This window comes from Butyrivibrio sp. Su6 (assembly GCF_900108105.1).
Classification (GTDB): domain Bacteria; phylum Bacillota; class Clostridia; order Lachnospirales; family Lachnospiraceae; genus Butyrivibrio.
Window position 1 is genome coordinate 337,844 of the sequence record NZ_FNUR01000003.1, and the last position, 19,079, is coordinate 356,922.

Genomic DNA, 19,079 nt, shown 5'->3' on the forward strand with positions numbered 1-19,079 from the left:
TTAGTTGTCAACTAAATTTTTTATGACAACTCTTTTGCAAAAACTTATCAGTCCTCGTCTGAAACTGATACTTCATCGTCATCGATATCGAAATCAGCACCATCTGCTAAATCATCATCAAAATCTCTTCTCTTTTTCTTGAGAATAAGTTTCTCAGGATCTTTGAAATTAGCATCTGTATTAAGAGCTGTATTTCTATATCTCTTCATACCTGTTCCGGCAGGAATCAGCTTACCGATAATAACGTTTTCCTTAAGTCCAATAAGTGGATCAACCTTACCCTTGATAGCTGCATCTGTGAGAACCTTTGTTGTCTCCTGGAATGAAGCTGCTGAAAGGAATGAGTTTGTAGCAAGAGCTGCCTTGGTGATACCAAGGATTACCTGCTTACCTTCTGCAGGTCTCTTTCCTTCATTAGTAAGTGCTTCGTTAGTATCTTCAAAATCAAGTACATCTACAAGAGTTCCTGGAAGGAAATCTGTATCTCCACTCTCATCGATTCTTACTTTCTTAAGCATCTGACGTACAATAACCTCAATATGCTTATCACAGATATCAACACCCTGCAGACGGTATACTCTCTGAACTTCTCTTAAGAGATAATCCTGAACTGCACGGATACCCTTGATCTTAAGAAGATCATGTGGGTTAACTGAACCTTCAGTAAGCTCATCACCAGCTTCAATTGTCATTCCATCCTGAACCTTGATACGTGATCCATAAGGAATGAGGTAAGCCTTTGATTCACCAGTTTCATCGTTAGTTACGATAACTTCACGTTTCTTCTTAGTGTCTCTGATCTCTACCTTACCATCAAGCTCAGAAATAATAGCAAGTCCCTTAGGCTTTCTAGCTTCGAACAACTCTTCTACTCTAGGAAGACCCTGTGTGATATCACCACCGGCAACACCACCAGTATGGAATGTTCTCATAGTAAGCTGTGTACCAGGCTCACCGATTGACTGAGCAGCGATGATACCAACTGCCTCACCGACCTGAACTGCCTCACCTGTTGCCATGTTAGCACCGTAACATTTAGCACAGATACCGTTGTGTGAACGACATGTAAGGATTGTACGGATCTTAACTGCCTCTACAGGCTGTCCCTTAGCATTAACACCTACTGAAAGGATCTTTGCTGCACGTGATGGAGTGATCATGTGATTCTTCTTAACAATCACATTTCCATCTTTATCTTTAATAGTCTCACATGAATATCTTCCTGTGATTCTATCCTTTAATGGCTCAATTGTTTCCTTACCATCCATGAAAGCTTTAACAGTCATTCCAGGAATAACTTCCTTGTCTGCACAGCAGTCGATATCACGGATAATAAGTTCCTGTGATACATCGACCATTCGACGTGTAAGGTATCCTGAATCGGCTGTACGAAGGGCTGTATCTGACAGACCTTTACGAGCACCATGAGCTGACATGAAGTATTCCAAAACGTCAAGACCTTCACGGAAGTTTGACTTGATAGGAAGTTCGATTGTACGACCTGTTGTATCAGCCATAAGTCCACGCATACCAGCCAGCTGTTTGATCTGCTGGTTACTACCACGGGCACCAGAGTCAGCCATCATGTAAATGTTGTTGTACTTATCAAGACCAGCAAGAAGCTCATCAGTAAGCTTTTTATCTGTTTCCATCCAAGTATCAACTACTGCACGGTAACGCTCTTCGTCAGTAATAAGACCACGACGATAGTTAATTGCGATCTTATCAACTGTAGCCTGTGCTTCATCAAGCATTTCCTGTTTCTGTTTAGGCACTGTCATATCAGCGATAGAAACAGTCATAGCTGCACGTGTTGAATAGTGGTAACCTGTAGCTTTGATCTTATCAAGAACTTCTGCTGTAGCAAATGTTCCATGTGTATTGATCATAGCAGTTACGATCTGCTTAAGCTGCTTCTTACCTACCATGAAGTCAACTTCGAGCTTAAATGTATTTTCAGGAACTGATCTGTCTACAAAACCAAGATCCTGAGGAATGATCTCATTGAAGAGGAATCTTCCAAGTGTGGACTCAACAATACCTGTCTGAACTTCGCCATCAGCATTTGTTCTATCCATTCTGATCTTAACTCTTGTCTGCAGTGTGCAGTATCCATTCTCATATGCAAGAATAGCTTCATCAACGCTCTTGAAGAACTTACCTTCTCCAAGTGCTCCAGGTCTCTCCTGTGTCAAATAGTAGATACCAAGTACCATATCCTGTGTAGGAACGTTAACTGGGCCACCATCTGAAGGCTTAAGAAGGTTGTTAGGAGCAAGCATAAGGAATCTACATTCAGCCTGTGCCTCTACTGAAAGAGGAAGGTGTACAGCCATCTGGTCACCATCGAAGTCGGCGTTGAAAGGTGTACATACAAGTGGGTGAAGCTTAATAGCCTTACCTTCTACAAGAATTGGCTCAAATGCCTGAATACCAAGTCTGTGAAGTGTGGGGGCACGGTTAAGCATAACCGGATGCTCTTTGATTACATCTTCAAGAACATCCCAAACCTGCTCATCAAGTCTTTCTACAAGCTTTTTAGCATTTTTAATATTCTGTGATATTCCTCTGGAAACAAGCTCTTTCATAACAAAAGGCTTGAACAGCTCGATAGCCATTTCCTTAGGAAGTCCACACTGATAAATCTTAAGTTCAGGTCCTACTACGATAACTGAACGTCCAGAATAGTCTACACGCTTACCAAGAAGGTTCTGACGGAAACGTCCTGACTTACCCTTAAGCATATCTGAAAGAGACTTAAGAGCTCTGTTACCAGGTCCTGTTACAGGTCTTCCTCTTCTACCGTTATCGATAAGTGCATCAACAGCTTCCTGAAGCATTCTCTTCTCGTTACGTACGATGATATCAGGTGCACCGAGATCAAGAAGTCTCTTCAATCTGTTATTTCTGTTGATAATTCTTCTATAAAGATCATTAAGATCTGATGTAGCAAAACGTCCACCATCAAGCTGAACCATAGGTCTGAGATCTGGTGGGATTACAGGGATGCAATCCATGATCATCCAAGCTGGATCATTGCCAGACTCTCTGAAAGCTTCAACAACTTCAAGACGCTTGATGATTCTTGCTCTCTTCTGTCCGCTGGAAGTATCAAGACCTTCTTTTAATTCCTGATACTCTGCTTCAAGGTCAATAGCCTGAAGGAGCTCTTTGATTGATTCAGCACCCATTCCTGCACGGAATTTGCCGCCCCACTCTTCTCTGGCATCCTGATATTCTTTCTCTGAAAGAACCTGCTTGTATTCAAGTGTTGTCTCACCTGGATCAAGAACTATATATGATGCAAAGTAAAGTACTTTCTCAAGTACACGAGGAGATAAATCAAGAATGAGTCCCATTCTGCTAGGTATTCCCTTGAAATACCAGATATGTGATACAGGAGCTGCAAGCTCGATGTATCCCATTCTCTCACGACGTACGCTGCTCTTTGTTATTTCAACACCGCAACGGTCGCAGACAACACCCTTATATCTGATCTTTTTATATTTTCCGCAGTGACATTCCCAATCCTTTGTAGGTCCAAATATTCTTTCGCAGAAAAGACCATCTCTTTCAGGTTTGAGTGTTCTATAGTTGATTGTCTCAGGCTTTGTAACTTCACCACTGTGTGGATCGTTATCAATTCTGTGAGCCCAGCTTCTGATCTTTTCAGGAGAAGCAAGTCCAATCTTAATAGAATCAAATGTCATAGGCTGATAAGTCTGCTGCTGCAAACTGCTTCTTCCGCTAGAAGCTTCATTTATTGCTTTATTCATGGTTGAATCAGACATTCGTAACCTCTTTTCTTTATGTTAAACGCTAATTAACAGTCACAATTACTTTTAATCAGATTACTCTTCGAAATCGTCGAAGTTTTCCTCTGCTTCAAAATCATCATTTGAACTCTCTTCAGCTACAATATCGCCATCTTCATTGAGCTGACCCTGTGAGAATCCATTTGCTTCAAATGATTCCTGACCATAATCACGACCTGCATTATCGCCTTCAATCTCATAACGATAATCAGAATCTGTATAATCAACGCTTTCCATAATCTCAACTTCTGTATTGTCTTCACGAAGCACTTTAATATCAAGACCAAGTGACTGAAGCTCTTTGAGAAGAACCTTGAAACTTTCTGGAACACCAGGTTCAGGTATGTTATCACCCTTGATGATTGCCTCATAAGTCTTAACACGTCCTACAACGTCATCAGACTTAACTGTAAGGATTTCCTGAAGAGTGTAAGCAGCACCATAAGCCTCAAGTGCCCAAACCTCCATCTCACCGAAACGCTGTCCACCGAACTGAGCTTTACCACCCAGAGGCTGCTGTGTAACAAGTGAGTAAGGACCAGTTGAACGAGCGTGAATCTTATCATCAACCAGGTGATGGAGTTTGAGGTAATGCATGTGTCCGATAGTTGTAGGTGAGTCAAACTTCTGACCTGTTCTACCATCACGGAGCTGTACCTTACCATCTGATCTGATCGGAACGCCCTTCCAAAGTTCTCTGTGATCTCTGTTCTCATAGAGATAATCCATAATCTCCGGATGAACAAGATCTTTATATTTCTTTTCAAAATCTTCCCATGAATTGTTAACGTAATCGTTAGCCATTTCAAGGGTATCCTGAATATCAATCTCGTTAGCACCATCAAAGATAGGTGTAGCAATGTTAAATCCGAGAGCCTTAGCTGCAAGAGAAAGGTGAATCTCAAGGACCTGTCCAATGTTCATACGAGAAGGCACGCCCAGAGGGTTAAGCACGATATCAAGTGGTCTACCGTTTGGAAGATATGGCATATCTTCTATAGGAAGTACACGAGAAACGACACCCTTGTTACCATGACGACCAGCCATCTTATCACCAACAGAGATCTTTCTCTTCTGAGCAATATAGATACGAACTGCCTGATTTACTCCAGGTGAAAGTTCATCGCCATTGTCCCTTGTGAATACCTTAGCATCAACAACGATACCATACTCGCCGTGAGGAACCTTAAGAGAAGTATCACGAACCTCTCTAGCCTTCTCACCGAAGATAGCTCTAAGGAGTCTCTCTTCAGCTGTAAGCTCTGTTTCTCCCTTAGGTGTAACCTTACCAACAAGGATATCACCCGCACGAACCTCAGCACCGATACGGATAATTCCGCGATCATCAAGATCCTTAAGTGCATCATCACCTACACCAGGTACATCACGTGTGATTTCTTCTGGTCCAAGCTTTGTCTCACGAGCTTCTGCCTCATATTCTTCAATATGAACAGATGTATAAACATCGTCACGAACAAGTCTCTCTGAAAGAAGAACAGCGTCCTCGTAGTTATAACCTTCCCATGTCATGAAACCGATAAGAGGGTTCTTACCAAGACCAAGTTCTCCCTGGTATGTTGAAGGACCATCTGCGATAACCTGACCAGCTTCTACATGATCACCCTTGAAGACTATAGGTCTCTGGTTGTAGCAGTTACTCTGGTTAGATCTCTGGAACTTAATAAGATGGAATTCTTCCTTCTCACCATCATCATATGTCATCTGAATAAGCTTGCTGTCTACAAAATCTACAGTTCCGGCTTTTCTTGCAACTACGCAGACACCAGAGTCTACAGCTGCCTTACGTTCCATACCTGTACCTACAGCAGGAGCTTCTGTTGTTAAAAGTGGCACCGCCTGACGCTGCATGTTTGATCCCATCAGCGCACGGTTAGCATCGTCGTTCTCAAGGAATGGGATAAGTGCTGTAGCAACTGAGAATACCATTCTAGGAGATACGTCCATATACTCAAATGATGTCTTAGGATATGAAGAAGTCTCTTCTCTGTAACGACCAGAAACTGTGTTCTTCTTGAAGTATCCATTCTCATCAAGAGGAGTATTAGCCTGAGCTACATGGTAATTATCCTCTTCATCAGCTGTAAGGTACTCAACCTCATCTGTAACCCTTGGGTTAGCAGGATCAGACTGATCAACCTTACGGTATGGAGCCTCAACAAATCCGTAATCATTTACTCTTGCATAGCTAGCAAGTGAGTTAATAAGACCGATGTTAGGTCCTTCAGGTGTCTCGATAGGACACATACGGCCATAGTGTGTATAGTGTACGTCTCGAACCTCGAATCCGGCTCTGTCTCTTGAAAGTCCACCAGGACCAAGGGCAGAAAGACGTCTCTTATGTGTAAGTTCACCCAATGGGTTGTTCTGATCCATAAACTGTGAAAGCTGTGAAGAACCAAAGAATTCTTTAACAGCAGCCTGTACAGGTTTAATGTTGATCAGTGACTGAGGAGAAACTTCCTCTGTATCATGAGTAGTCATTCTCTCACGAACTACTCTCTCAAGTCTTGATAATCCGATACGATACTGGTTCTGTAAAAGTTCACCTACGCAACGGATACGTCTGTTTCCGAGGTGATCGATATCGTCATCGTTACCAATTCCATACTCAAGATGAATGTTATAGTTAATAGAAGCGATGATATCTTCTCTTGTAATGTGCTTAGGAATAAGCTCATGAACACGCTTCTTAATAGTCTCAGCAAGTCCTTCAGGATCATTCTTAGCTGTGTACTCGTCAAGAATCTCCTTAAGAACAGGATAATAAACATCCTCATTGATACCGAGCTGCTCAGGATCGCACTCGATAAAGTGAGTGATGTCAACCATCATATTTGAAAGCACCTTAACATTGCGCTCTTCTGACTGAATGAGCACATAAGGAATAGCGCTGTTCTGGATCTCTGTAGCAAGAGCGCGATCAACCTTTGTTCCAGCTGATGCGATCATCTCACCTGTTGTCTCATCAACAACATCCTCTGCGAGAACATGTCCGCTGATACGATTCTTAAAGTGAAGTTTCTTATTAAACTTGTATCTACCAACCTTAGCAAGATCATATCTTCTAGGATCGAAGAACATAGCATTAATAAGACTCTCTGCGCTTTCAACAGAAAGAGGCTCACCAGGACGAATCTTTCTATACAATTCAAGAAGACCACTCTGATAATCAGTAGATGAATCCTTTGAGAAGCTTCCCTGAATCTTAGGCTCATCACCAAAAAGTTCAAGAATCTCTTCATTAGATCCAATACCAAGTGCTCTGATAAGAACAGTAACAGGAACTTTTCTTGTTCTGTCTACTCTTGCATAGAACACATCATTAGAGTCTGTCTCATACTCAAGCCATGCTCCTCTGTTAGGGATGACTGTACATGCGATAAGCTCTTTACCAATCTTATCGTATGTAATATCGTAATAGATACCGGGTGAACGAACCAACTGGCTGACAATAACTCTCTCAGCTCCATTGATAACAAAGGTACCAGTTGCAGTCATAAGAGGAAGATCGCCCATGAAAATCTCATGTTCGGTAATCTCATCTTTTTCCTTATTATGAAGACGAACCTTAACCTTTAATGGCGCTGCAAAAGTAGCGTCTCTCTCTTTACATTTCTCAATAGTATTCTTATTCTTATCAATTTCATCTTCACAAAGTTTGAAATCAACAAATTCAAGACTAAGCTTACCACTGTAATCTTCAATTGGAGAGATATCGTCAAAGACTTCTTTTAAGCCTTCGTCAAGAAACCATTGGTAGGAGTTCTTCTGAACTTCAATAAGGTTTGGCATCTCCAGGACTTCCTTCTGGCGCTGGAAACTCATACGAATATTTTTACCAGAGCCGGTAGGATGTAATCTGTTTTTTTCCATTGACATTCACCCCGTTCTTATTTTTTAGTAGTGGAAAAGAGGCATTTTAGAGCACTTTAAAAAAGCGCGCAAAAAAGCCCACCACACCACAATAGTGCATTATCCATAATACATCGAATGAAAATTTGTGTCAAGCATTTTCTTTAAAACACATATGTGAGAAAAATGCCAGAAAAACTCATCATATAAATTAAATCAAGTGAAAGAAAAAACGGCTTACACAAGTTACCTTGTGTAAACCGCCCATTATGTTTTTCTGATTAAATTCGAAGATCGAAAAATTACTTAAGAGTAACCTTAGCGCCTTCAGCCTCAACCTTAGCCTTGATGTCATCAGCTTCTGCCTTAGAAGCGTTCTCTTTGATCATCTTAGGAGCTCCATCAACGAGTTCCTTTGCTTCCTTAAGACCAAGACCTGTAAGCTCACGAACAACCTTGATAACCTTAACCTTGTTAGGACCAACTTCTGTAAGCTCTACGTTGAACTCTGTCTTCTCTTCACCAGCTGCTGCTGCTCCAGGAGCTGCTGCAACTACAACGCCTGCTGCTGCAGATACGCCGAACTCTTCCTCGCAAGCCTTTACGAGATCATTTAACTCAAGAACTGTTAACTCTTTGATAGCATCAATAATTTCTGCTGTAGATAACTTTGCCATTTTATATACCTCCGTATAGTATAATTAAAAATTATTTGTTTTCATTTTCTAAGCACATGGTGCAAGCAAATTACTCTGCTGCTGGTGCCTCTGCTGCAGGAGCTTCTGCCTCTGCAGGTGCTGCAGCTTCCTCAGCTGGAGCTTCCTCTGTAGCGCCTTCGCCATCCTTCTCTGCGATCTGTTTGATAACGCGAGCGAAGTTTGTAATAGGTGACTGCATAGAACCAAGCAATCTTGAAAGAAGGACATCTCTTGAAGGGATAGTAGCAATTTCTGTCATTGCTGCTGCATCATAGAACTTACCTTCTATAACACCACCTTTAATCTCGAGAGCCTTAGCAGTCTTAGCAAACTCATAAAGAACACGAGCTGGAGCTGCTGGATCTGTTGCAGATACAGCCATAGCGCTAGGACCATTAAGGAGATCCTTAAGCTGCTCGAAATCTGTTCCCTGGAATGCGAAGTTCATCATCGTGTTCTTGTAAACCTTATATGTTACGCCTTCTGCACGAAGTTTCTTACGAAGCTCAGTATCCTGTGCAACAGTAAGTCCGCGGTGATCTACAAGTACGACAGCCTGAGCGTCTTTAATCTTCTCTGAAATTTCTTCAACTACAGGCTTTTTTAATTCAACCTTTGCCATCTTTTTACCTCCTTATAGAATTAACCGCCGAAAAAAACCTCTCGAAGACATCGAGAGGTAAAAAGTCATGTTTTAACTTTTCCTCGGTAGGCGATTGCTCATTATGTTCAAAAGAACACCTACTGTCTTCGGCATATATTATCGTCTTTTTCGACGACCTTAATAAAATAACATACTCAAATATTCATGTCAACACTTTTCTACTATTTTTTGTTTATTATTTCAATTGCGCTCACCTCATAGATATATATCCATTTGTATCAAGAGTAATCCCCGGTGACATTCCGGCCATTTCATTAAGTATCCTAAGTCTCTCATCATCAGCGGGTTCATATACTGAACAACCACTCTGTATCGCCGGTACAAACTGGATATTCACAACGCCATCTTTATGCAGCGTTGTCAGGATCATTCCAGTATCCTGTGTCTTGGAGTTAAAAATGTAATTGCCAAGGCTGTATATAACCGGAACACCATTCACATAATCAATTTTTTGAAGCACATGTGGATGAGCTCCAACTATCAGATTGGCCCCTGCATCAGCAATTTCTTTTGCCTGATCCACCTGAAGATAATCTATTTCAGAAGTACTCTCTGTTCCCCAATGAATAAAAACGATAACATAAGCATTCTTTTCTCTTGCCTCTCTAACTTTTTGAAGCAACAGAGCATCATTTAGACATCTGAAAACACCGGGAGCAGACTCCGTAGCCCCTTTTGTATCAGGATTATCAAGTCTTTCTATCTGAGTTGCGCATATGATAGCGATTCTCATTCCGCTACTTGTAATGTAGTACACAGGGTGTGATGCTTCCTCTATGTTGTTACCCGCTCCTGCATAAGTAACGCTTACACTGTCAAGCGTATCCATTGTATCAAGAAGAGCCTGTTCTCCATAGTCATAGGCATGATTGTTTGCAAGGCCAACAATATCAACTCCCATCTCATTAAGAATTGAAGCTGTTTCAGGTCTAGCTCTGAAGGTATAAGTTTTTCCCTCAGTAGGAGTTCCTCCATAGGAATATGGAAATTCGTTGTTAACCATCATAATATCAGCAGCTCTCATTTTTTCAAGAAGGCTCTGACTCACAACTCCTTCAGCAGAATTCCCTGCATTCTTGAACGCATTGCCAACTGCATAATTATCATCAAACAGAATATCTCCGGCAAAACCAATAGTAACAGAATCGTCAGATGAAGTCTCAATCACATGAGTGTATGCTTTATCTTCTTCAGGAATAATCAATTCTTCTTCCGCCTGCTCACCTTCGGATACCACAACGTTTTCGACCACTCCGGCTTCAGGTATTTTTTCCCATCCACTTGCCAGCTTTACTTCTCCGGCATCATCATGCTCACCAAGTCTCTTTATGACAAACAAAGAAGGAATTCCAACTATAAGTATGATCGACAAGGTTAATAAGAATACCCTTATAGCAGAAGTTCCGTTTGTGTTTTTATCATAGTCATATTCATGTCTCATTATTTTATAATACCACAATATATTGTGGTTTTCTAATATTCCATAATCAAGAAGACTACCCTGCTCAATTCTGAATATAAAAAGAAGCGAACCGCAATGCGATTCGCTTCATACTTGCATTTATGCAAATTAATACTTGTTTGATACAACCTTTACGCCAGGTCCCATTGTTGTAGCAAGAGTAATGCTCTTGAGGTACTGACCCTTTACAGATGAAGGCTTAGCCTTTGAGATAGCATCCATAAGTGCGTTAAAGTTCTGTTCAAGCTGCTCCTCTGAGAAAGAAGCTTTTCCAACTGGAACGTGGATGATGTTAGCCTTGTCAAGTCTGTACTCGATCTTACCAGCCTTGATATCGTTAACAGCCTTTGTAACATCCATTGTAACTGTACCAGCCTTAGGGTTTGGCATGAGACCCTTAGGTCCGAGAACTTTACCAAGACGTCCTACAACGCCCATCATGTCAGGTGTTGCAACTACAACATCAAAGTCAAGCCATCCTTCGTTCTGGATCTTTGGAATAAGTTCCTCACCGCCAACGAAATCTGCACCTGCAGCCTGAGCCTCGTCAAGCTTTGTGCCCTTAGCGAATACAAGAACTTTAACAGTCTTACCTGTTCCGTTAGGAAGAACAACTGCGCCTCTGATCTGCTGATCAGCATGACGGCTGTCACAACCTGTTCTGATGTGAACTTCTACAGTCTCATCAAATTTTGCAGTAGCTGACTTCTTAACAAGAGCTATTGCATCAGCGGCTTCATACTGCTGTGTCTTATCAATAAGCTTAGCAGCTTCAACGTATTTCTTTCCGTGTTTCATCTCTCATCCTCCATCAGTCTTCTACTACGATTCCCATACTACGTGCTGTACCAGCGATCATGCTCATAGCACCATCGATGTCAACAGCGTTGAGGTCAGGCATCTTTGTCTCTGCAATCTTTCTAATTTCTTCCTTAGAAATCTTTGCAACCTTAGTCTTGTTAGGAACTCCTGAACCCTTCTGGATCTTAGCTGCCTTCTTAAGAAGAACTGCAGCAGGTGGAGTCTTTGTGATGAATGTGAAACTTCTGTCTGCATAAACTGTGATAACAACAGGGATGATAACGTCACCCTTATCTGCTGTCTGTGCGTTGAACTGCTTTGTGAATTCAACGATGTTTACACCATGCTGACCAAGTGCTGGTCCAACTGGTGGTGCTGGTGTTGCTTTACCAGCCTGGATCTGTAACTTAATGTATCCTTCGACTTTCTTTGCCATAATGGCACCTCCTGAAAATATGTGGTCGGACGCAATCCCCACAATGGTCTTGCTCCCAGCGGTTCGGTTCAACAGCCTCGAGAAAACCTCGGCTGGAACCTATCGCAGGGGCAAAACCAACATCGAGCGGAATACGCTCGATGGGTTTTGCTCCCACTCAGCGGTTACGTGCAATCTGTGATTGCTATATATTCAAATGCTCACGCATCGAATATCTAAAATATTATGAATCAATCTTTCTAACTTCTGCGAAACTGATCTCAACCGGAGTCTCGCGGCCAAACAGATCAACATTGATTGTAGCTGTCTGTTTACCAAAGTCCATTCTCTGAACAACACCGGCAGTGTCTTTCCAAACACCGGCAACAACAGCGATTTCATCACCAACTGAGAAATCAACAGAAATTGTATCAGTCTTGATTCCGAGAGGTTTAATCTCTGCATCTGTAAGCGGAACTGGTTTGCTTCCCGGTCCAACGAACCCTGTAACTCCACGTGTATTACGAACTACGTACCAAGTTTCGTCATTCATATCCATGTTGACAAGAACATAGCCAGGGAACATTTTTCTCTGCACATTCTTGCGCACACCATTCTTAACTTCAACAACATCCTGCAGAGGAACTCTAACCTCAAAAATCTGATTCTCAAGATGTCTATTAACAATAGCGCTCTCAAGATTGGCCTTTACTTTGTTCTCATATCCTGAATATGTATGAACAACATACCAATGAGCATTCTCGTTGACAGACTCTGCAACAGGTGCTTCAGCCTCCTCATTAACAGGAGCTTCTGCATTTTCTAACTGCTCATCAGATTCAAAAGACTTTTCCATTTCTTCTGACATATTATCTCCTTTAAATTAGAATATAGATGTTATGAAATTCATACCATATTCAAACACATAGTCCAATACAGCGATAAGAGCACAACAAATGATTGATACAGCAACAACTGCTGTTGTCTGTTTGATCACATCATCCTTAGTTGGCCAAATAATCTTACCAAACTCCGCCTTAACCCCAGTAAAGAAATCACCAATCTTAGTGATCACTGCACCGATCTTTCCAAGAAGTCCGTTTTTTGATTTCTTGTTTTTCTTGGCAGAAGAGCTCTTAGTCTGCTCAGACTTGTTATCTACTACCTTGGTCTCTTCCATACCCGTAGTCTCCCTCCTAATAAGGAATGAAATTACTTTGTTTCCTTGTGTAATGTATGCTTCTTGCAGAATGGGCAGTACTTCTTCATCTCAACACGATCAGGATGTGTCTTCTTATCCTTTGTTGTGTCATAGTTACGATTCTTGCAATCTGTACATGCTAATGTAATTCTTGTACGCATAATCTCACCTCCGGTGTGTTCTAATTATCTTAACTTTGCGCCTTTTATCATCATTTTTTTGCATAAAAAAAAGACGTAAATCTTTAGTCGCTTGTCTAATATATCATAGTAACTAATCTTAGTCAATGACTTTTTTATTTATAAACAATTTCTCTCTGAACGATAAAGCTAAGCAAAAACAAGACGCAGTCAACAGGCACCTTAACAACTATTTCCGGCACACCGCCAAACAATCCATGTCCTACCGTTACAAAGAAACCGCTAAGAAGCATAATGCATACTGCAAGAACAAAATATTTGACCGCAGCATTAAATTTACTTCCTTTTCCTTTGAATACAATGCCATAATTAATTGCAAAATTGTAAATCGCAGAAATAACTCTGGCCAGGATTGTTGAGAGCATAATATACCCGATTGCCATCGGAACGTTTCTGAATATGGCGCAGAATATACTGAACATCACCATGTCGACAACGCTTGACGACAAAGAAGAAAACAAAAACTTAAGGAAAATAGCATAAATCCTGATTGAATCAACTATCGGATTAAAGTGGCTGGACTTATTCTCTTCTAAATATATAGTGCTGATAGGCACCTCGATTATAGGCACTCCCTGATCCTTTGTAGCTATCAGCATATTAGTCTCGAACTCAAAGCGTTCCCCATCCTCAGTCAAAAGATATTTCATAAAGGAAGGCCCAATTCCCCTGAGCCCGGTCTGAGTATCACTGATCGATAGTCCCACAAGCAGCTTCATTATCCTGCGTGTAACCTTGTTTCCAAATACGGACCTTGCAGGTATTCCGCTTTCATCAAAATTTCTCACGCCCAGTACAAGAGCCTTAGGATCAGTCAAAAGAGCTTCCATACACTTTTTAATATCTGAAACCGTGTGCTGTCCGTCGGAATCAGCAGTGATAACTCCCGCCAGATCCTCATATTCATTAAGGCAATAGTTAAAGGCAGTCTTAAGTGCTCTGCCCTTTCCCATATTGACCGCATGCTCAAGGACAATGGCCCCGCTCTTTTTAACACTGTCAAAAATGTGGCCAAATTTTACTTTATCCGAGCCATCATTTACAACAACAACGGGGCCTACTGAAGCGCTATTTAATTCATCCACCAGCTTTATCAGCTTCTCATCCGGTTCGTAAGCCGGAATTATAATCGGTATATTCATATTGAAGTAAGAACAACTCCCTCTTCACTTATTTCAATTTTATAAACGGTGCATGGAGTAAACTCTTCTCCTTCCTTCATCAGGGGAGAAAAAAGATCTTTTGCCATTCCATCCGCATCTTCCACATATAAATATGAAGCATGGCTTGTTACTATCTTGCCCGCCATGTCCGCAGAGCTCTCCTGTTCAGCCAGATAACCGTCATATACAAGGGCCACAGGTGAAGCCTCTTTACTTATATAAGTGTCATGAACCCATGTGTATGTATGGCCGTCTCGCATGACAAGAACACGTTTTCCCCAAAGGCTCTCATTTTGCGCAACTTTATCCACTAAAATCCTGCCTTCATCACCAACCATATCATAACAATAATTTATGTTTTCCTCTACACTTTTTCTGTAGCCAAGCAAGTGCTTGTAAACGCCCGTATAATCAGCAGTCAAAAGAACAAACAAAAGAAATGCGATTCCTATCCTCATTCCACTCTTTTGCGGTATCTTACCACTCCTGTCACAAAAAGCCCCCATTAAAAGATAGAAACCTCCAAGAGCAAAGGGACAGGCATACCTTGCGATGGAAACAGCCATGGCATAAGCATCCAGGTACTGATCTTCCGTCTGAAATATAGAAATATGAGCAAGGAATATGATCCCGTAGCATAAAAGTCCAGATATCACCAGAAAAATCGCAACTTTCTTTGCCTCTGTTTTCTCAAAGATTCCACTTTTCATTAAGACAAAAAGAAATACTGCCAGAACCAGGACTGCAACGCCTGTAGAGATATCAAATGTAAGATTTGAATCCGCATGCATAGGCATTGTCCAAAATCCCTCTATGAAGTATCTTGCCTTTTCCATTGTGTTTTGTGGCGCAGTGTAGGTTCCGGATGTTGCCATACGAAGCCCCGCTCCGGTCAGCTTTGCAACTCTTCGGTTGATAAGGCAGAACAGCAGCCAGCTTACATAAAATCCACCTGATACAGCACCGGTTATCAGTATTTTCCAGCTCTTTTTCCTGGTTATAAGGTAAAAGAGAAATGCAAATATCGCCCACTCTACGCCCACAGACTTAGTCAGGAAAAGAACTGCCGAGTACAGCGTGATCCTGATATAGTAAAAATTCTCGCCAACCATTTCCTGTTCATAAATGGCAAGAAGAAGGGCTCCGTACACAATTCCCATGGTTATATCAGCAGGTGTTCCGTAATATATTATCCCATTAAATACCCCGGGCAAAAGAGCTACCGATGCAAAACAAATCAACAGAAGAGCGGCTTTTTTTGCCCCTCTGCAATTAAATCCATCCTCTGCCCACTTTTTCAGCCTGCCTGCTAGTGGCATGAGAAAAGTTAGATTTAATGCAAAATAGCCTGCAAATTGGAGGCTCTCATTATAACTTCCGGAACTTATCTGTAAAAAGAGCCATTTAAATATTGATGTAACAGGTGGATAATCCCCAAACTCAGGAGAAACATTTCCATATTTTCCCGGAAATCCATTCATATAAAAAAGCTGTTTGGCATCAGATGACCAAAAATTAATGTCATCCCACCAGGAGAAAACCTGCTGCCCTGTAAGAAGGGTAACTGCAGCCACCGTTACCACAAACATAAGCAAAAGCGGGTCAAATACATATTTCTTTAGCCTAAATACCACCACAACAAATATAAGTCCAATAACCCCAATCAGCTTCATGCCCCTAAAAAAAGCAAGAACATAAAGAAGCAGAATTGTAACCGAGCCGGAAAGGGCTATTCCATCGCCAACACTCACTTTATATCTATCAGCTATGCAGACACTTAAAAGCAGCATAGCCACAATCGTCATCACAAATATCATCAGTTTTTTACCTCACTTACGCCATTATACACGATAGAGTAAATCCCCACAAATGCAAAGAAGCGGCATACACATGATGTACGCCGCTTCTATATATTATTTCAAGTCACCTTCCTGCAGAAAAGGTAACTTAAGCGCGATCTCAGCAATAATTATTGAACATCATTCCTGAGTACTCGCTTGTAATATACGGTGATGCTGTGTTGTCCCTGCTGTCCGGATTCTTATAATTAACAACCGGCCTGTCGACATATTTCATAGGGTCAACAGCTATATCTTTTGCCTTATTTATAAGTGCATCTGTAAAGTTTCTGATCGGCTTAAGCATTTCATCATTCTGAAGCCCTGCTACCGCCTGATGCAGCATTTCGTCATCTATAGAGATGGTTCCTTCACCCTCAAGCTTAATTCCCATATCCTCTATGCCTGACATATACTGCCTTGCAATGCCTATTGCCTCACTCTTTAGCTTGTCACTCTTAAACTTCGCATCCTGCTTACCTGATGCTTCGAGCACGAACTTATTGTAATTATCAACAAGAGACGAAATATGCTTTACCAGCGCCTCGTTATCTCTTTTAACCCCTACACTTACAGGCGATGTAGTAATATCTTTTATCTGAATATCAAACTTACCGCCAACCGTAAAATGATTGGATATAGCCATCCTGTCTTCACCATTCAAGGTAAAGTGCGCGTTTGCTGCAGGTGAGGATATCTGGTCAAGTCCAAGAGCTGCAACAGAACCTGTCGCAAGTTCGCCGGAGGACTCATAAACTTCAAACTGACTGTTCTCACCGGTCCTGATACCGGTGTGGGTGCCTCCTATCTGAAGCGCCGCCCTGTTATCACCGCTCTCTACAACCTCGGCATTAAGCCCTATTCCCGCCCTGTTAATGAGCTTTTCAAGCTTCTGAAGAACATCTATATTCTTATCAGACTGATAAACACTGAACTGGAACTCATATTCCTGTTTATCAATCCTGACATCAAATGCGTAATTATCAGGTAAAAGAACTGACGAAGAATCCTTTACTATAAATTTACCGGTATTGGTCTGACCTGTAGCAAGCTGCGAAACTTCAATATCAAAACCTGCGCTGCCAACATCGTCATCCGGAGTTTTGCCAATATAAGAAGCATCCACCTTTTCGTCGTCTGACGTAAACGCAGAGGTATGATTAAGCGAAGACTTATCTTCCTGATTACTAAGGCTAAAGATATTGCCCTGAAGAAGTCTTGCTTTTTCTTTTATCTCAATCGCATCGTTGCGGGTTATATCATCGTCCGTTAACAAATACAGAGGGGACTGTTTATTGATTTTTGCAATAGATTTATACACATCCCGAAGCTCATCCTTGCGATGCGCATCAGCCTGTGTAACATCTTTAGAAACGTAATCTTGTATGAAATGGTTGTAAACGCCATTTAAAGAAACGCCTGCCATATGTAGCCCCTCCTTTCTTCCTTGATAACGTACGAGTCCTTTCCTCTGCCATTCCATTGGCATCTATCGCACGAGGGCACATCTAGCCACCTTTAGTTACTTATATATTCACCTAAAAGTGCAAATAAGTCAATAAACATATTCGAAATAAAAATTAAAAAAGCATAAATTATTGTAATATGATTACTGCTCTGCAACCATATCAAGAGCAGCCCTTATAACTTGATCCATATTGTAATACTTGTACTGGCCAAGTCTTCCGCCAAAGAGGATGTTCCTGTACTCGCCGGCAAGTTCTGTGTACTGTGAAAAGAGCTTATTATTCTTTTCATCATTCATTGGATAATATGGCTCATCGCCATGCTTCCAGTTTGCAGGATACTCTCTTGTTATGATAGTTCCTTTGCCCGTGCCGTACTCGAAGTGCTTATGCTCGATCATCCTTGTATAAGGAATATCTCTTTCTGTATAGTTGACAACCGCATTGCCCTGGTAGTTATCAACATCAGGAAGTTCCTCAGTCTCGAATCTAAGTGATCTGTACTCAAGGGTTCCAAGCTTGTAACCAAAGAATTCGTCAATCATACCTGTGAAAAGAATCTTCTCGAAACTGTCACCATTTACTGATTCAAAAGGCTGCGCAGGAAGATTGCCCTCCATCTTTACAAAGTCATAATAATCAGTATCTGTCTTAACAGTTATAGAACCTGAGACAAATGGCACTTCTCCCTCTTTTCCGATCAAAAGAAGCTTCTCAACAAGTGCAGTGTAACCTCCCATAGGGATACCCTGATATCTGTCATTGAAGTAGTTGTTGTCATAGATATATCTCATAGGAAGTCTCTTGATGATAAAGGCAGGAAGGTCCTTGCAGTCTCTTCCCCACTGCTTCTCAGTATAGCCCTTAACAAGTTTCTCATAGATATCTCTACCGGCAAGAGAAAGAGCCTGCTCCTCAAGGTTGTCAGCAACAAACTCAGTTGTGCCCTTCTCCCTGTTCATTCTCTCTATTTCTTCACCGGCCTGCTTGTCAATAATAGCCTTTGCTTCAGCAGGAGTCTTGATTCCCCACATCTTACTGAAGGTGTTCATGTTAAATGGAAGATTGTAAAGTTCATCCTTATAAGAAGCTACAGGGCAGTTAATATAGTTATTGAATTCAGCAAACCTGTTAACATAGTCCCACACCTCTTTATCTGAAGTGTGAAAAATGTGCGCGCCGTACTTATGCACATTTATTCCCATTTTGTTCTCTGTATAAATATTTCCGGCCACCTGTGACCTTTTGTCTATAACAAGGACACTCTTGCCCTTAACAGCCATTTCATGCGCGAACACAGCTCCGAAAAGCCCCGCTCCAACCACCAGATAATCGTATTTCATGATACTTCTCCTATCTCAATTTATGATTATATCTGCTACATTATAACAGAAAAAAAATAGCTATGCGACTTATGTCACATAGCTACTTAAATTTTCAATATAAAGCACTTACCTGTATATGGTCATGCGCCACTTTTGAA

Annotated in this window: 14 protein-coding genes and 1 other annotated feature; all 14 genes read right to left on the bottom strand. The window is 41.4% G+C overall.

Features of this window, described 5'->3' with window-relative positions; genetic code table 11:
- Positions 1-47: 47 nt before the first annotated feature.
- The 14 genes from rpoC to glf all read right to left on the bottom strand — a co-directional run bounded on the left by rpoC (position 48) and on the right by glf (position 18,939).
- Positions 48-3,776: a DNA-directed RNA polymerase subunit beta' gene (gene rpoC / locus C4S54_RS05620; RefSeq protein ID WP_051142984.1), complete on the bottom strand. Its 3,729-nt coding sequence runs from the start codon at positions 3,774-3,776 to the stop codon at positions 48-50.
- A 75-nt stretch (positions 3,777-3,851) separates the two neighbouring features.
- Entirely contained in the window at positions 3,852-7,709 is a 3,858-nt protein-coding gene (rpoB, locus tag C4S54_RS05625) for a DNA-directed RNA polymerase subunit beta (RefSeq protein WP_022774676.1), read from the bottom strand.
- A 281-nt stretch (positions 7,710-7,990) separates the two neighbouring features.
- A complete protein-coding gene (gene rplL / locus C4S54_RS05630) occupies positions 7,991-8,365 on the bottom strand; it encodes a 50S ribosomal protein L7/L12 (protein WP_022774674.1) in 375 nt (124 codons plus the stop codon).
- Positions 8,366-8,435: 70 nt separating this feature from the next.
- Complete coding sequence (rplJ, locus tag C4S54_RS05635) at positions 8,436-9,008, bottom strand: 50S ribosomal protein L10 (protein WP_022774673.1); 573 nt, start codon at positions 9,006-9,008, stop codon at positions 8,436-8,438.
- Positions 9,009-9,028: 20 nt separating this feature from the next.
- Positions 9,029-9,158 (bottom strand) — a sequence feature (ribosomal protein L10 leader region).
- Between the two features lie 82 nt (positions 9,159-9,240).
- The gene (locus C4S54_RS05640; protein ID WP_103868654.1) at positions 9,241-10,491 is read right to left on the bottom strand and encodes a CapA family protein; all 1,251 of its coding nucleotides are present in this window, start codon (positions 10,489-10,491) and stop codon (positions 9,241-9,243) included.
- Between the two features lie 129 nt (positions 10,492-10,620).
- Positions 10,621-11,310 carry a 50S ribosomal protein L1 gene (rplA, locus tag C4S54_RS05645; RefSeq protein ID WP_022774670.1) on the bottom strand — a complete coding sequence of 230 codons (690 nt, stop codon included), beginning with the start codon at positions 11,308-11,310 and terminating at the stop codon, positions 10,621-10,623.
- 13 nt (positions 11,311-11,323) lie between these two features.
- Positions 11,324-11,749 carry a 50S ribosomal protein L11 gene (gene rplK, locus C4S54_RS05650; RefSeq protein ID WP_022774668.1) on the bottom strand — a complete coding sequence of 142 codons (426 nt, stop codon included), beginning with the start codon at positions 11,747-11,749 and terminating at the stop codon, positions 11,324-11,326.
- A 223-nt stretch (positions 11,750-11,972) separates the two neighbouring features.
- The gene (gene nusG / locus C4S54_RS05655; protein ID WP_022774667.1) at positions 11,973-12,596 is read right to left on the bottom strand and encodes a transcription termination/antitermination protein NusG; all 624 of its coding nucleotides are present in this window, start codon (positions 12,594-12,596) and stop codon (positions 11,973-11,975) included.
- Between the two features lie 15 nt (positions 12,597-12,611).
- A complete protein-coding gene (secE, locus tag C4S54_RS05660; RefSeq protein ID WP_103868655.1) occupies positions 12,612-12,908 on the bottom strand; it encodes a preprotein translocase subunit SecE in 297 nt (98 codons plus the stop codon).
- Positions 12,909-12,940: 32 nt separating this feature from the next.
- Positions 12,941-13,090, bottom strand: coding sequence for a 50S ribosomal protein L33 (gene rpmG / locus C4S54_RS05665; protein ID WP_013281689.1), 150 nt, complete (start codon positions 13,088-13,090; stop codon positions 12,941-12,943).
- Between the two features lie 134 nt (positions 13,091-13,224).
- A complete protein-coding gene (locus C4S54_RS05670) occupies positions 13,225-14,271 on the bottom strand; it encodes a glycosyltransferase (protein WP_103868656.1) in 1,047 nt (348 codons plus the stop codon).
- Positions 14,268-16,109: a hypothetical protein gene (locus C4S54_RS05675; protein ID WP_103868657.1), complete on the bottom strand. Its 1,842-nt coding sequence runs from the start codon at positions 16,107-16,109 to the stop codon at positions 14,268-14,270. Before C4S54_RS05675 ends, C4S54_RS05670 begins: the two co-directional genes overlap by 4 nt.
- A 142-nt stretch (positions 16,110-16,251) precedes the next feature.
- Entirely contained in the window at positions 16,252-17,556 is a 1,305-nt protein-coding gene (gene fliD, locus C4S54_RS05680; protein ID WP_160110690.1) for a flagellar filament capping protein FliD, read from the bottom strand.
- A 183-nt stretch (positions 17,557-17,739) separates the two neighbouring features.
- Positions 17,740-18,939: a UDP-galactopyranose mutase gene (gene glf, locus C4S54_RS05685; RefSeq protein WP_103868659.1), complete on the bottom strand. Its 1,200-nt coding sequence runs from the start codon at positions 18,937-18,939 to the stop codon at positions 17,740-17,742.
- Between the last annotated feature and the right edge of the window lie 140 nt (positions 18,940-19,079).